The organism is Bradyrhizobium sp. USDA 4504, assembly GCF_054063995.1.
Window position 1 is genome coordinate 2,465,598 of record NZ_JBSSGV010000001.1, and the last position, 13,970, is coordinate 2,479,567.

Below are 13,970 nucleotides of genomic sequence, written 5' to 3' on the forward strand. Positions count from 1 at the left end.
TTGCGCAACTAAGGCGCTGGGCAGGCCGCGCCGGTCTTCACCCAGGCCTCGACCAGCGCGCCGGCCTGCGCCTGCGTGCCCGGTGCCGGTGCGCGGCCGAAGCCGGGATGCCAGGCCCAGCCCACCAGCGTGTCCTTGCCGATATGCTCGATCAGCTCCTCGACCTTGCGGCCGCCATTGCGTGCCGGGTCGCGGATTTGCGCGCAAATCTCGCCGACGGTCTTGCCGGCCCATGCCATCTCGCGCGGCGCAAGGTGCCATTCCGGGTGTCCCGGCACCCGACCGGGGTCGAAATTGGCGTGCTGGTGACAGATCGAGCAGCGCATGGCGTCCTTGCCGTGGCCGTCCGCACCGCGCGTCACCGGCGGCTGATGCATGCGGCTGATGTCGCCCTGCCGCGGGCTGTCGCCGGCGGGATGGCAATTGGTGCAGCGCGGATGCGTCAACACCTTGCCGAGCTCGGTGAAGATCGCCGCCGAGCGCTGCTCGACATTCTCGATGCCGGCAAAGCTTTCCGGCGAGGCGAGGGCGTGGCTCGCGCTTTCCGACGCCGCGTAGCCTGCGCACAGGCTGGTCACGAGCGCCGTCAGCACCGCAACGATCCGAAACCGCGTTTGCGATGGCATTGCTCGCGCGCTCACTTGCTGGCGGTCAGATAGCGTTTGGCATCGGCGAGGATCACGTCGCGCACCGCCTGGTGATACTTGATGTAGCCGGTGCAGCGGCACAGATGGCCGTCGAGCGCATCCGCAATGACGCTCTCGAGCTGGTCCCGCGCCACCGGCGTCTTCGCCAGCCGTTCGAGCAGCACCTGGCCTTCGTTGAGGAAACCGGCGGTGCAATAGCCGCACTGGAACGCGAAGTGGTCGATGAAGGCGCGCTGCAACGCCGAGAGTTCGCCGTCCCTGGCGTGGCCCTCGACGGTGCGGATCGCCTTGCCGTCGAAATTGGCCGCCGGCACCACGCAGGTCGGGGTGGTGTAGCTCGTGCCGTCGGGATTATCGATGATAACGGCACAGCTCAGGCATTGCGCGGCGCCGCAGCCGAACTTGGTGCCGGTCATCCCGAGCATTTCCCGAAGGAAATCGTTCATCGAGAGGTCGTCGCGGACCTCGATCGGACCGTGCTTCTGGCCGTTGATGGTGAGGTTGAGCGTCGTCACGCCAGCGCTCCCTTGAGCAGGCTTGTTGTCACCGGCAGTGAGCGGAAGCGGTGGCCGGTGGCATCGTTGATGGCGTTGAGCAGCGCCGGCACGATCGGGATCATCACCACCTCGGCCATGCCCTTCGGCGGCTCGTCCGGCGTCAGCGGCGGCAGCATCTCGATCTCGAGATCGTGCAGCGGCAGGTCGGAGCCGCGCGCGATCAGGTACTGGCCGAGATTCCACTGCCCGTTGCCGGGCCCGCCCTCGAACGGCGGCAGGGTTTCCAGCAGGGCGTAGCCGACGCCCATCGCGAACCCGCCATGCGACTGGCCGAGCACCACTTCAGGCACCAGCGCCTGGCCGCATTCGAACACGCTGTAGGCCTTGGCGATGCGCAAGCTGCCGGTCGCGCGCTCGATCTCGACGCGGACCAGCGTGCCGCACATCGAGGTGTAGGCGGTGCCGATCCGGTTGTTGTCGGTCGGTGGAAATTTCACGCTTGTTCGGTCGATCCGCTCGAACTGGCTCCGGCCGCGACGAATAGCGAGCGCGTCGATCTCGGCGCGGTACTGCTCGCCGAACAGCGGGAAGCGGGCGCGCGACCAGGCCCAGCGCGAGAAGCTGTGCGCGATGGCGCCGGTGACGAAGCCGCGCGCATGCGCGGTCGCGGCAAGCTTTGGCAAGGGTAGCGGCGCGAGATCGTCGAGCACCAGCTGGCCATCCTTCCAGTGCGCCTTGTCCCATTGGCGGGTGCGGGGATCGGCCTTGGCGATGTGCCAGAGCTCGAGCGCCGCCGGCCACAGGCCGAAGCGGAAGATGACGCGGGCCGCCTCGGCCGACGAGTGCGTGCCGACATGGGCGCCGATCGACGCGCTGGTTGCCGAACTGATCGCCGGCACCCAGCGCGGGTTCTTCTCGGCGAGATCCTGGGTCTTCTGATCCATCGTGTAGGGATCGCCCGAGGTGACGAGCCCGAGCGCGTCGTAGCTGTCGACCCGGGAGACCGCGACCTCGTCGGCGACGGCGCCGAGATGGCTCGCGACCCGGTTGGCGAGCGCGGTGCCGACGCCGTTGCCCATCTCGACGTGGTCGCAGTGGATCGCGATCCGTCCCTCGGGGTCGATCTCGACCCGGCCGAGCGAGCAATCCGCGCCCGAGCCGTAATCCTTGGTGACGCAGGCGACGCCGGTGCCGACCAGGCGTCCCTCCGGCGCCTTCTGCTTGAAGCCAGCGCGCTGTTGCCAGATCGGATGCTTCTCGAGCTTGTCGAGGATGTCTGGCGTGCGCACCGACACGATGTAGGGATTGCCGGTCATGGTCCGGCCGTTCTGCTTCAGCGCATTGTTGCGCCGGAACGCGATCGGATCGACCTTGAGCTCGCTCGCCGCCTCGTCAACCAGGACTTCGAGCGCGGTCATGGTCTGCAGCGTGCCGTAGCCGCGCATCGAGCCTGCGGTGACGCCGCGCGAGTGCAGCGCCACGGTGGTGACGTCGACTTTCGGGATGTCGTAGATGCCGATCGCAGCGGTCGCGGCGACGACCGCGACATTGGCGGAGAAGTTGGCGAGCCCGCCGCCGTCGAGCACATGATCGGCGGCAAATGCCGTGATCCTGCCGCTGGCGCGATCGATGCCGATCCGCGAGCGCATCTTGATCGGGTGGCGTTTGATGCCGCCCTGGAATTGCTGGTAGCGGTCCTGCGCCAGCCGCACCGGCCGGCCCGGGAAGAACATCGCCGCCAGCGCCACGTAAAGCACGAACGGGGTATGGTCGCGGCCGCCGAAGCCGCCGCCGACATGGGCGAACTGCGCGTTGATGTGCGAGGGCCGGAACGGCGGGCGAGCCTTGCCGAGCATGAAGGCGATCGACTCGGTCGCCTCATAGGGCGACTGCACGCCGAGCACCAGTTCGAGATTGCCGCTGTTGTCGCTGTACCAGGCGAGACCGCTCTCCGGCTCGAGGAACATCGGATCGACCGACTGGGTCTCGAACTCGCGGTCGAGCACGAGCTGTGATGGATCGTCCTTGGCGAGCTGGGCGCGGATCGCTTCGCCATGGGTTGCGGCCTTGGCGTAGTCGGCCTTGGTCTCCTTGGCGAGCGGCAGCCAGACCGGCAGCGCCGCGTTCTGGATGCGGCTCGGCGAAACCCAACCGGCCTGGATCGGCGAATAGATGTCGGGCGCGTCAGGCGAGGCGCCCGCCACGCGCGTGAAGCGATACGCGCCGTAGTTCGGCAGGATGACCGGCCCGGTCTCGTCGCCGAATTTGACGAAGCCGCCGTCGCGCAGCGCGAGGCGCGCGCGGTCGAAGGCGTCGAACTGCTCGAAGATCAACAGCGCGACCGGTTGTCCGAGATAGAGCGGCGTCTTGCCGACCGGGCAGAACAGGTCGCCGGTGTAGAATTCCGGGACCCGCGTGCCGATCCGGTCGAGATCGGCAGCGGTCACGATAACCGACGGCTTTGCCGGACCATCGAGACGGGCGAGGTCCATGCCGGCATAGACATGCGTCGCGTCATCGGCGCGGACCAGGATGGCGTGCGCGGTGGTCGCGGGCCAGCCCGGCATGTCGGCGGCGCGGAAGTCGGACGCGTAGAGTTTTGCGCCGGTGACCTTGGCGACGCCGTCGACACGGCCGGCGCCCTTTTCCGCCGGGTTGAAATGGCCGCGGCCGGGCAGCGTCTCGCGGGTCGCGAAAGCCGGTTCCTTCGCCAGCGCCAGATGCGACAGGCTGACCGAGATGCCGCCTGCCGACAACCACTTCACGAAATCGCGTCGCGAAGGCCGCATGGTCTGATCTTTCATCGACACCTCGACGACGGCATATCGCGCCGGGGTTTAACAATTGGTGCAATGCACGTGAAAGTATTGCGGCAAAGCGAGCGCAACCGCAACGCCGCAATAGGTCGTAGCTGCCTCACTCGTAGCTTTGGTCTCACTTCAGGTCGGCGATGGTGGCCGGTCCCGGACCCGGCGTGATCAGCGTCGGCCACTGCTTGGAACCGAACGGCACCAGCGGCGGCAGGAAGGCGGTCATGCCGCGCTTCTTGGTCTCGGCGATGATCGCCTCACGCGCGTCGCCCCCCATCAGCTCATAGTCCATCAGGTGATAGCTGCCGAAGAACAGCGCGCCGACCGAGCGGTCCGCGATGATCCGGGTCAGCGATTCCAGCATGTCCGATGGCGTGGTGGTGAAGGAGATCGTCTCGATCAGCATCAGGCGGCTGTTGATGGCGTCGGGCCCGAAGAACTGCGCCAGCACGCTGAAGATCACGTTGTTCTGCCGCGCCACATAGATCGTGTTGCTCGCGCCGTAGGTCTTGTCCCAGTCGGCGCCGAGCTGGGATTTCCAGTCGGCTATGACCGTCATCCAGTGCGCGACCTGGGTCTGTGCGGCCCAGGCGACGTTCTTGGCGAGCAGCGGCGCCTGCTTCTTGCCGAACGCCTCGAGCGTCGCGAAGGGGATCGCGCCCGCGGTGAGGCATTCATCCATGAAAGCGATGTTGTTCTTGAGGATGGCACGGTTGTTGTCGCGCCAGTCCGCCTGCATGGGCGTGGCATCGAGCCCGTCGAGCGCCGACTGCATCCGGCTGCGATAGGCCTGCATCGACCCGCGCCATGCCTTGTCGTCGGGATTGTTGACATAGGGGCCGACCACCTCGGCCAGCGCCATCGTGCTGTGGCCGACCGATTTGAGCAGCTGATAGACGATCGGCACCTGCGGCGCCTCGGTCGGCGGCTTCCCCGGCCGGTACAGGATCAGGCGGCCGCCGGCGCCGGAGAACAGGCCGAGGATCACCGGGTGTTTGTCGAGGATGTTCTTCTGGAAGATCCGCGCCGCATCGCCGTAGAGCTCGAACATGCCGGTGTTGAGCGCGAGCACGTCCTTGGTCGCGACGTCGGCCGGCGTTGATGAGGTCTTACCGGAGATCGGCCCCATATAGTCGGGAAGTGACTGGGCCAGGGCTGTGCCGTCGCCGCCGAGCAGCAGCGCCAGCGCGGCGGCCAGGCCAAAGCGATTGATCATGTGATTCTCCTCGAAGCCTCGCCTGTGTCGAGGCCGGGTGCGGCCGCGCGACCATTGGCGGAATGCGCAAATGCTTGGACACAATGAACTGGGAGATCAGAGAACCGGCAGACCGGATCCCGCGTGACGCAGCACGACGCGGGCGGTGCCTACAGCTAAGCGACGAATCGGCTGCTGTCCACACCCGGACATTGCGGGCGTGCCTGCGCCAAAAGACGCAATGGTGCGGCGCTCGGCCTGGTGCTATGGGGCGAATAGAATCAATTTTATTTTTTGGATTTTTGCGTGCTCAACGGACTTTACAAGGTCGAGTACGGCATCAACGGCGCATTCGGCCGCAGCATCATGTGCATGCATGACGGCAAGATGCTGGGCGGCAATTCGGCCTTTGCCCATCTCGGCACCTATCAGGTGACGGAAGGCGAGATCGCCGCCGAGGTGATCACCGAGCGCCACAATGACGATCCGAACTTCAAGCCGCTGATGGGCGCCGACGTCACCGTCATCAAGGTGCGCGGCAGGAGCGAGGGTTCCACCATCCTGCTCGAGGGCAAGGCCGACGCCATGCCGGACGGCGTGTTCTGGGCGAATTTGGCGCCGCTCGACGACGAGGCCTTGCCGCCGCGCGGGGCGGTCGGTCCCGGCGGCATCGTCAACGGACTGTACTCGATCCATCTGCGCGCGCTCGACGGTGTCGATGCCGGGCTCACCGGGGTCATGCTGCTGATGGACGGCCGCATCCTCGGCGGCGATGCGTTCTTCTACTATCTCGGTTCGTATTCGTCGGCCGATGGCCGCTGGCGAGGCGAGATCGTCAACCAGGAGCATACGCCGGCGAAGGGCGAGTACCCGGTGTTCGGCGGTTATGAAGTCGGCATCGGTTTTGCCGGTTCGTGCCGTGCGGACGGTGCCGAGCTCGAAGGCATCGCGCTGGCCGGCAAGCGCAGCCTTCGTCTGTCCGCCGAATTGCGGCTGATGCGCCGCGCCTGAGGAGAGCCCGTCAATCCTTGATCAGAAGCACGCCGCCGATGATCAGCGCGATGCCGGCCAGCCGTGAAACCGACACCGGGTGCTGCGCCAGCCCGAACAGGCCGAAATGGTCCATCGCGATGCCCGCGAGCATTTGACCCGCAACCACCAGTGCCAGCAGGGTCGCGGCGCCGAGTGGCGGCAGCAGCAGGATCATCAGCAGGATAAAGATGCCGCCGAGGACGCCGCCGCTCCAGGCCCACCACGGCACCGCCGTCACCAGCTTCCAGGACGGCACCGGCTCGCGCGTCGCGACCAGCACGACCGCCATCGTCACGAGCCCGCCGAGATAGCTGACGAGCCCGGCCCAGGCCGGCGAGTTGAGGGCGGACCTGAGATTGCCGTTCAGGACCTGCTGAACGGCGACGCAGATGCCGGCGCCGAGCGCGAGCAGATAGAGAAACCAGACTTGCATAAGATGCCCCAAAACCGATCGTCGAACCGCTTCATGTCATATTCGATTGGCAACGATCGTGGCATGCACGAAACGCGGCACGAACCTGCGGAATGGGCTTCCACCCACGGCCCAGATCGAATAAGAGGCCGCAAACCCTCAGTTCCCCAGTATTAGAGCATGATCCGCCTCGATAACGTCTCCAAGCAAGTCGGCCACCAGATCCTCTTCATCGAAGCCTCCGCGGCGCTCCAGAAGGGCGAGAAGATTGGCCTCGTCGGGCCGAACGGCGCCGGCAAGACCACGCTGTTCCGGATGATCTCGGGCCGGGAAATCCCGGACGAGGGCCAGGTCTCGCTCGATCGCGGCATTTCGATCGGCTATTTCAGCCAGGATGTCGGCGAGATGTCCGGCCGCAGCGCGGTCGCCGAGGTGATGGATGGGGCAGGGCCCGTCAGCGTGGTCGCGGCCGAGCTCAGGGAACTCGAGGCCGCGATGGCCGACCCCGACAAGGCCGACGAGATGGACGATATCATCGCGCGCTATGGCGAGGTGCAGCATCAGTTCGAGGAGCTCGACGGCTATGCGCTCGACGGCCGCGCGCGCGAGGCGCTGGCGGGTCTCGGCTTCAGCCAGGAGATGATGGACGGCGACGTCGGCAAACTCTCCGGCGGCTGGAAGATGCGCGTCGCGCTTGCGCGTATTCTTCTGATGCGTCCGGACGTCATGCTGCTCGACGAGCCGAGCAACCATCTCGATCTCGAAAGCCTGATCTGGCTCGAGCAGTTCCTGAAAGGCTATGAGGGCGCGTTGCTGATGACCTCGCATGACCGCGAGTTCATCAACCGGATCATCAACAAGGTGGTCGAGATCGACGCCGGCCAGCTCACCACCTATTCCGGCAATTACGAGTTCTACGAACAGCAGCGCGCGCTCTCCGACAAGCAGCAGCAGGCGCAGTTCGAGCGGCAGCAGGCAATGCTCGCCAAGGAGATCAAATTCATCGAGCGCTTCAAGGCGCGCGCCTCGCACGCCGCCCAGGTGCAGAGCCGGGTCAAGAAGCTCGACAAGATCGAACGGGTCGAGCCGCCGCGGCGGCGGCAGACCGTGGCGTTCGAATTTCAGCCGGCACCGCGCTCGGGCGAGGATGTCGTCAGCCTGAAGAACGTCCACAAGGCCTATGGCAGCAAGCGCATTTATGACGGCCTCGACTTCATGATCCGTCGCAAGGAGCGCTGGTGCGTGATGGGCATCAACGGTGCCGGCAAGTCGACGCTCCTGAAGCTGGTCGCCGGTTCAACCGAGCCCGACGACGGCGCGGTCGCGGTCGGCGGCAGCGTCAAGATGGGCTATTTCGCCCAGCATGCGATGGACCTGCTCGATGGCGAGCGCACCGTGTTCCAGTCGCTGGAGGACGCGTTTCCGCAGGCCGGCCAGGGCAGCCTTCGCGCGCTGGCCGGCTGCTTCGGCTTCTCCGGCGACGACGTCGAGAAGAAGTGCCGGGTACTCTCGGGTGGAGAGAAGGCGCGGCTGGTGATGGCCAAGATGCTGTTCGATCCGCCGAACTTCCTGGTGCTCGACGAGCCGACCAACCATCTCGATCTCGCCACGAAGGAAATGCTGATATCAGCGCTCTCCGAGTTCGAAGGCACGATGCTGTTCGTCTCGCACGACCGGCACTTCCTCGCCGCGCTTTCCAACCGCGTGCTGGAGCTAACCCCTGACGGCATCCACCAATATGGCGGCGGCTACACTGAGTATGTCGCGCGTACCGGCCAGGAAGCGCCGGGACTGCGGAGCTAGCTCAAGTCCGCCATCGCGCGCAAAACGCCTCGACGTCGCCGGACTGGAATTCCGGCAGGCGCTCCCAGATGGTTTCAGCCGGCCAGTTCCACCAGGCGATCTGCGACAGCTCGGCGGCGATCTTGCGGTTGAACCGCTCCTTGATCGGCCGGGCCGGCACGCCGCCGACGATGGTGTAGGGCGCGACATCGCGCGAGACCACGGCGCCGGCCGCCAGCACCGCGCCGTCTCCGACAGTGACGCCGGGCAGCACGATCACGCCGTGGCCGATCCAGACGTCGTTACCGATCACGACGCGATCCGCGCGTCGGTTCCTGAAGAAGTCATGATCGCGCTCGGCTGAGGCGGTGTAATATTCCGGACAATAGGTGAAGCGATGCTGGGAGGGGCGCTTGAGCGGATGATTGGGCGCGCCGATCCGGACCTGCGCCGCGATCGCGCAGAAGCGGCCGATCACGGCGTCGGCGACGATGCAGCCGCTGCCGAGATAGGAGTAGTCGCCAAGTTCGGTGTATTCGATCGCGGTGTCGCCGAGAACCTCACAGCAACGTCCGACCCTGACCTCGCGCAGCTTGACCGTCGGCTCGATGACGGTTTCGGCGATCTTGGGGCGGGTCAGGCTCGGTGCGTTCATAGCGTTGTCCTCGATGCGACGAGCCGCTTCAGTCGCACAATTTCTATGACGGAGAGATGACAGGAGGAGGCCGGATCTAACGCCCGGCGAGGCGGGCGATGGTCTCGATTTCGTTGGTCCAGATCCCGCCGGAATAGCTTTCGGGCAGGCGCCGGAACAGGTCGGCATCGTCGACCCCGGTCGAGAATTCGCCGCCCTGATAAGGCCCGAGCACGAAGACCGCGCTGTTGGCCGCGGCCATGCGGTTGAGGAAGCGGTCCGGCCATCCCCATAGCCAGGGCGCGTAGTTGATCGGCACCAGCACGATGGCGTTGCGGCAGGCATCAGGCACGATGCCGGTCCAGCCATAGCCGATATAGCGGACGAGGCATCTCTTGAGCGTCGCGCGCGAAATGGTTCGGGTCTCCGGCGCAAGCCGCCGGATCGCCTCGATCGGCTCGTCGCCGCCATAAACCATGATCAGCTTGCGCCGTTCGGCGGCGAGCCGGTTCAAGACCGTTGCGAACTTCTCGCCTTCCGAGGGATCGCGGCTCTTGACGTTGATCAGGAGCCGGCGATCCGGAAAGGTCTTAAGCACCTCGTCCAGCGACGGCATCAGGCCGATGCCCTTGCCGCGGAACGGGAAGGTCTTGCCGTCATCGGCCGTGTAGCCATAGCCGATATCGAGCATCTTCAGCCGCGCCATCGGCTGTTCGCGGGTGACGCCCTGGCCATCGGTGCGGCAATCGACGGTCCAGTCGTGAAACACCGCGAACTCGCCGTCGGTCGTCGGATGGACGTCGAGCTCGACGATATCGGCGCCGCGCTCGAAGCTCGCCCGCATCGAGCGGATCGTGTTCTCGAGATAGTCATGGGTCGGCGGCAGCATGCGCGCCGCGGTGCAGGTGTCGTTCTTGAGGTCGCGCTCGTCGAAGCGCTGCGCCATGCCGCGATGGGCGAGCAGCACCGGCTTGCCGCCGGCATGCGTTGCGAGAAGGCTCGTGTTGTTGAGGTAGATTGCGGCGGCGACGGCAACGATCGCCGCTGCCGCGTATTTCAGTTTCCTGCCCAAGCGACTCGGTTCCTTGCTGGATCGCCGGCCCGGGTAGGGGTGCTTTCTGGTCGATTTGCGGCGGCCTAATCCTTCAAGCCGTCGATTGCGGCAATCGCCCGCACCATCGCGTCCTGGAGCGCCGCGCTGTTGGCGGGATTCGACTGGCGGCGACGGCCGGGATCGTCGAAATCGTGGGTGGCACCCGGATAAACCACGACGTCGATCTTGCTGCCGGCAGCAACGGAGCGGCTGGCGACGTCCCGGCAGCGGTCGGGCGATACTTCCTCGTCGTCCGTGCCGAGCAACATCGTGATCGGTGCTGCCGACCCGAGCGTCTGCGCCAGCAGCGCGGCCGGCCCGCAGCCCGGATAGAACACGAGCGCGGCGCGATACCCCGACGTCGTCGCGCCTTGCCGCTGCATCACGTTCAGCGCGGTGCTGCCGCCATTCGACCATCCCTGCAGGAAGATGCGGTTGCTGCTGATCTCCTTCTGGCTGCGCAGCCAGCTCAGCGCGCCCTCGGCGTCTAGCGGCCGCACAGTCTTTTCATTGACGTCGCTGCGATCAGGATCGTCATGCGTGTAGCGGCCGAAGCCGTGCGCCTTGCCGCGCGGACCAAAACTGTCCGGCAGCAGCGCGAAATAGCCGTGGTCGGCCCAATACTGTCCCCACATCGCGTGGCGCTTGGACAGGCTGCCGGCATTGCAGGCCGCCGACGGATTGGTTCGCGACACCAGCGTGCAGTCCTTGTTGACATTGGTCGAATAGGGGCCGCCGCGGCCGTGCAGCAGCACGATGGCAGGGTACGGGCCCGGCGTTTGCGGCCTGAACAGGTAGCCGACGATCTCGGTCTTGCCGTCGGCGCTCGGAAAGAAAACGGTGTCGGGCGCGGCTGCCGCCGCTGTCGGCAATGTCGTGAGCATCAGGAGGACGATCGGAATCGCGCAATGGGTCATTCCCGCAGCATGAGCAGGATTTCGGATGATTTGCGGCATGGTTGTTTCCCTCCAGCAATGCAAAGCCGCATGGCGTGCTGCACGGCGCTCGGCTTGTGAGGCGAGGTGCCGCCCGCTACGCTTTACAAAAAACCGGGAGCGAAACAACCATGAAGCAGATCAGGATCGGCGACATCACGATCGACGCGGTGATCGAGCGCGAAGGACCGTGGCGGCGGCCGCAGGATTTCTTCCCGACCTACAACGACGATGTGTTCAAGCATCATCTGAAGACGATGGAGCCGGAGGTCTTCGATGCCGCGCGCGGCATGATGGTGATCACCTATCAGACCTTCGTGGTGCGGACGCCGCGCTACACCATCCTGGTCGATACCTGCACCGGCGAGGACAAGGGCCACCCGCCGCCGTTCGACTTCCCGGGCAAGGAGCGCTGGCGCAACGAGCTGTTCGCGCTCGGCATCTCCTATGAGCAGATCGATTATGTGTTCTGCACCCATCTGCACATCGACCACACCGGCTGGAATACGACGCTGCGCGACGGGCGCTGGGTGCCGACCTTCCCGAACGCGAAATACGTCTTCCACAAGGGCGAGTATGCGGCCTGGGAGGCCGAGAACGCCAAGGGCGCCAATCCGCCCGGTACGGTGTTCCGCGACAATTGCCTGCCGATCGTCGAGGCCGGGCAGGCGCTCCTGGTCGACGACGACTACGCGCTCGACGACACCGTGACGCTGACGCCGACCCCGGGCCATTCGCCCTGCCATTGCTGCATCAACATCTTCTCGAAGGGGCAGCGCGCGGTGGTCGCCGGCGACCTTATGCACCATGCAATCCAGTGCCGCGAACCGGAATGGTCGGCCAAGCCCGATTGGGACCCGAAGCAGTCGGCGATATCGCGGCGGAAATTCTTTGCCTCCGTTGCCGAGACCGACACGCTGATCCTGCCGATCCATTTTCCGGCCCCGACGGTCGGCCTGATCAAGGCAGATGGCGATCGCTTCGACTATCGCTTCAAGCGGGAGTAGGCGCGCGACAGTCGGCAGCTCAAGGTCACCGCGCTGCGCGGGTCCGGCGCGGGACCTGGGTCAGAAACCGTTCCAGATCGGCGCACAGGCGATGCGCCATTTCCTCGTCGATCGCAAACGTCGCGACGCTGCCGGCGCAGTCGATCTCGATGGTCCCGCGCAACGGTGCGGCGGAGGCGGTCGATACCCTGATGTTGGTCGCTCTCTGTACGGTCATGTCGTCAACTTCCCTTCGGGCCGGTTGCGCCAATCCTCATTTTGCAATCCTCACCTTGGAATGACGGGGCGTCCCTTTCGCCGTCTCTCTTCGATGAACCTCACGCCGATCTCGGCACCGTCGACGCGAACGAGCTCGCAGCGGCGGAAGGCCAGTCCACGCGAGGACAGCACCAGGAAGAACTCCTGGGCCTTCAGCACATCGAGCGATCCGTCGACCTCGAGCCGGGCCCCGCTCTGCGAGACGTCGAGCAGGATGCAACTCCGCCGCCACGTGCCGTCGACACCCATGAGATTGACGGGATAGCGCGTCTCGAGCCTGACGCGTTCCGCCGTGCGGTCACCATACGTCATTGCATCACTCGCACGACCTGAGAGCGCTTCCTGCCCGGGAGCGCTTCGTCGTTACCGTGGCCCGCGCCTCCGCATCGTCGATTGTGGCTGGTGGGGTCGCGGAGGCGCGGGCTGCGCTGGCATCGATTGCAGCGCGGATCGTGTCCTGAAGATCGGGCCGCGCAAGCTTGAGCAGCCGGGCCTGCTGGCGCGGCGTGGACCGCATAACGAGGTCGGCAAGAACGCGGCGAGGTAGATCCTTGCGCGAGATCAATCCGTCGGCGATGTCGTCGTCGCGCTCGGCAGCATCGATCATCATGGCGAGGCCCGCGCCGGTCAGTTCAGCGCCGGGATTGCGCGCGAGGACCCGAAGCACGCTGCTGTCGCCTCGCATCAGGAGAATGTCCGTGAGCTCCGCATTGACGGCCTTGCGTCCTGCGATCGCGCAGAGGTGTCCCTCGGCCCGCATCCAGGCGATGTCGATCAGGTCGGCATCGGGGAGGCATTCGCATTTGCGCAGGATCGGAGCGGCGACATCGGCGTCGTCATGGTTGGCCAGACGGCGCGCGAGTTCCCGCGGCACCAAGCGCAAATCGGCAAACGAGCGGCTGAGCGTGGTCAGGGTCCGTAGTTCGACGTTCTCGGTCAGGCGGACCAGGATGCCGTCGAACATCTCGACGTGGTGCGCGCTGAGGCGGTGAGCGTCTTCGAGAAACAACCCGGCCACCTCCTGCAGCATGCGCGTGCGGAGGTCGGGCGAGCCAGCTTTCAAGACATGGTCGAGTTTGGCAATAAGATCGGGCGAGGCAATAACTGTCATTGCGGTCTCTAAAATGGTCCGCGACGAGGAACATCATCGTTCCCGATGCCAATTTGCTCCTCGAATCTTTAATAGGGGTATAGAAATTGATGGGGAGGGCCGATTGCGGCGGTGGATATCCCGCTAAAGACTATCGAAATTCGGCAGCCGCGTTACATTGGCGGATTGTCCGGTTCGACGAACGGACCGCATTTTTCCTGATTGAACCTATTGGACGATTCGCATTTTGTGCATGGAATTTATTGATGCGGCCGGCGCGCAAGGCGCCGCGTCGCGCGCAATTTTTCAAGAGCATTTCACGGGAGCGGTCATTTGACGGCGCCATTACCGGTGCCGAGAGTCTTTCGTTTTGACGATGTTGATGCATTCCGGAGTTCGATCCGAAATCTGGATGTTGATTTCACGCCACTTGCGCGGAAGATTTCGGCCGAGCAGGTCATCCTGAGTTTGCCGGGATGCGAGCTCAACTACACGCAGTCCTTTCCGCGGATCGTCGACGCACAGCTTGCGCCGCACACCACTGCGGCCGGCTTCACGATGGATGACGGGGTCCCGAT

14 protein-coding genes are annotated in these 13,970 nt (G+C 65.2%); 3 read left to right on the forward strand and 11 right to left on the reverse strand.

Translation table 11 applies throughout. The features are described 5' to 3' along the window. Positions 1 to 8: 8 nt before the first annotated feature. The 4 genes from ACVMB1_RS11070 to ACVMB1_RS11085 form a co-directional block, all read right to left on the reverse strand. Entirely contained in the window at positions 9 to 626 is a 618-nt protein-coding gene (locus ACVMB1_RS11070; protein ID WP_141340480.1) for an Isoquinoline 1-oxidoreductase subunit, read from the reverse strand. Between the two features lie 11 nt (positions 627 to 637). After that, positions 638 to 1,162, reverse strand: coding sequence for a (2Fe-2S)-binding protein (locus ACVMB1_RS11075; protein WP_141340481.1), 525 nt, complete (start codon positions 1,160 to 1,162; stop codon positions 638 to 640). Next, positions 1,159 to 3,933 carry a xanthine dehydrogenase family protein molybdopterin-binding subunit gene (locus tag ACVMB1_RS11080; protein ID WP_456849890.1) on the reverse strand — a complete coding sequence of 925 codons (2,775 nt, stop codon included), beginning with the start codon at positions 3,931 to 3,933 and terminating at the stop codon, positions 1,159 to 1,161. Before ACVMB1_RS11080 ends, ACVMB1_RS11075 begins: the two co-directional genes overlap by 4 nt. 145 nt (positions 3,934 to 4,078) lie before the next feature. Beyond that, positions 4,079 to 5,170, reverse strand: coding sequence for a hypothetical protein (locus ACVMB1_RS11085; RefSeq protein WP_141340482.1), 1,092 nt, complete (start codon positions 5,168 to 5,170; stop codon positions 4,079 to 4,081). Between the two features lie 285 nt (positions 5,171 to 5,455). On the opposite strand from ACVMB1_RS11085, the gene ACVMB1_RS11090 reads away from it, so the two are divergent. After that, on the forward strand, positions 5,456 to 6,160 hold the full coding sequence (locus ACVMB1_RS11090; protein ID WP_092086343.1) for a GrlR family regulatory protein: 705 nt from the start codon (positions 5,456 to 5,458) through the stop codon (positions 6,158 to 6,160). 10 nt (positions 6,161 to 6,170) lie between these two features. On the opposite strand, the gene ACVMB1_RS11095 is transcribed toward ACVMB1_RS11090, so the two are convergent. Further along, positions 6,171 to 6,614, reverse strand: a complete 444-nt coding sequence (locus ACVMB1_RS11095) for a DMT family transporter (RefSeq protein ID WP_016843015.1) — start codon at positions 6,612 to 6,614, stop codon at positions 6,171 to 6,173. Positions 6,615 to 6,773: 159 nt separating this feature from the next. Between ACVMB1_RS11095 and ACVMB1_RS11100 the strand changes: the two genes are divergently transcribed. Next, a complete protein-coding gene (locus ACVMB1_RS11100) occupies positions 6,774 to 8,396 on the forward strand; it encodes an ABC-F family ATP-binding cassette domain-containing protein (RefSeq protein ID WP_028344860.1) in 1,623 nt (540 codons plus the stop codon). A gap of 1 nt (position 8,397) precedes the next feature. Here ACVMB1_RS11100 and ACVMB1_RS11105 read toward each other — a convergent pair whose 3' ends face one another. From ACVMB1_RS11105 to ACVMB1_RS11115, 3 genes are all read right to left on the reverse strand, one after another. Beyond that, a complete protein-coding gene (locus tag ACVMB1_RS11105; protein WP_141340483.1) occupies positions 8,398 to 9,030 on the reverse strand; it encodes a DapH/DapD/GlmU-related protein in 633 nt (210 codons plus the stop codon). 76 nt (positions 9,031 to 9,106) lie between these two features. After that, complete coding sequence (locus tag ACVMB1_RS11110) at positions 9,107 to 10,081, reverse strand: glycerophosphodiester phosphodiesterase family protein (protein ID WP_141340484.1); 975 nt, start codon at positions 10,079 to 10,081, stop codon at positions 9,107 to 9,109. 65 nt (positions 10,082 to 10,146) lie between these two features. Then, complete coding sequence (locus tag ACVMB1_RS11115; RefSeq protein ID WP_246786588.1) at positions 10,147 to 11,058, reverse strand: dienelactone hydrolase family protein; 912 nt, start codon at positions 11,056 to 11,058, stop codon at positions 10,147 to 10,149. Between the two features lie 110 nt (positions 11,059 to 11,168). Here ACVMB1_RS11115 and ACVMB1_RS11120 point away from each other — a divergent pair, with 110 nt between their 5' ends. Then, positions 11,169 to 12,044 (forward strand): MBL fold metallo-hydrolase, encoded by an 876-nt coding sequence (locus tag ACVMB1_RS11120; RefSeq protein ID WP_057019936.1) that lies wholly within the window; start codon positions 11,169 to 11,171, stop codon positions 12,042 to 12,044. 25 nt (positions 12,045 to 12,069) lie between these two features. Here the strand turns inward: ACVMB1_RS11120 and ACVMB1_RS11125 are convergent, their stop codons facing one another. Genes ACVMB1_RS11125 through ACVMB1_RS11135 form a run of 3 tightly spaced genes read right to left on the reverse strand, consistent with a single transcriptional unit; the run spans position 12,070 to position 13,332 of the window. Further along, positions 12,070 to 12,261: a hypothetical protein gene (locus ACVMB1_RS11125; RefSeq protein WP_057019937.1), complete on the reverse strand. Its 192-nt coding sequence runs from the start codon at positions 12,259 to 12,261 to the stop codon at positions 12,070 to 12,072. Positions 12,262 to 12,311: 50 nt separating this feature from the next. Further along, entirely contained in the window at positions 12,312 to 12,614 is a 303-nt protein-coding gene (locus ACVMB1_RS11130) for a PilZ domain-containing protein (protein WP_456848548.1), read from the reverse strand. Positions 12,615 to 12,618: 4 nt separating this feature from the next. After that, complete coding sequence (locus ACVMB1_RS11135; RefSeq protein ID WP_159109438.1) at positions 12,619 to 13,332, reverse strand: DUF2336 domain-containing protein; 714 nt, start codon at positions 13,330 to 13,332, stop codon at positions 12,619 to 12,621. Between the last annotated feature and the right edge of the window lie 638 nt (positions 13,333 to 13,970).

Bases quoted from the DNA above. Each gene is read 5' to 3' on its own strand.
- ACVMB1_RS11070 (WP_141340480.1), bottom strand. From the start codon at position 626: ATGCCATCGCAAACGCGGTTTCGGATCGTTGCGGTGCTGACGGCGCTC.
- ACVMB1_RS11080 (WP_456849890.1), bottom strand. From the start codon at position 3,933: ATGCGGCCTTCGCGACGCGATTTCGTGAAGTGGTTGTCGGCAGGCGGC.
- ACVMB1_RS11085 (WP_141340482.1), bottom strand. From the start codon at position 5,170: ATGATCAATCGCTTTGGCCTGGCCGCCGCGCTGGCGCTGCTGCTCGGC.
- ACVMB1_RS11095 (WP_016843015.1), bottom strand. From the start codon at position 6,614: ATGCAAGTCTGGTTTCTCTATCTGCTCGCGCTCGGCGCCGGCATCTGC.
- ACVMB1_RS11100 (WP_028344860.1), top strand. From the start codon at position 6,774: ATGATCCGCCTCGATAACGTCTCCAAGCAAGTCGGCCACCAGATCCTC.
- ACVMB1_RS11105 (WP_141340483.1), bottom strand. From the start codon at position 9,030: ATGAACGCACCGAGCCTGACCCGCCCCAAGATCGCCGAAACCGTCATC.
- ACVMB1_RS11115 (WP_246786588.1), bottom strand. From the start codon at position 11,058: ATGCCGCAAATCATCCGAAATCCTGCTCATGCTGCGGGAATGACCCAT.
- ACVMB1_RS11120 (WP_057019936.1), top strand. From the start codon at position 11,169: ATGAAGCAGATCAGGATCGGCGACATCACGATCGACGCGGTGATCGAG.
- ACVMB1_RS11125 (WP_057019937.1), bottom strand. From the start codon at position 12,261: ATGACCGTACAGAGAGCGACCAACATCAGGGTATCGACCGCCTCCGCC.
- ACVMB1_RS11130 (WP_456848548.1), bottom strand. From the start codon at position 12,614: ATGACGTATGGTGACCGCACGGCGGAACGCGTCAGGCTCGAGACGCGC.
- ACVMB1_RS11135 (WP_159109438.1), bottom strand. From the start codon at position 13,332: ATGCTGCAGGAGGTGGCCGGGTTGTTTCTCGAAGACGCTCACCGCCTC.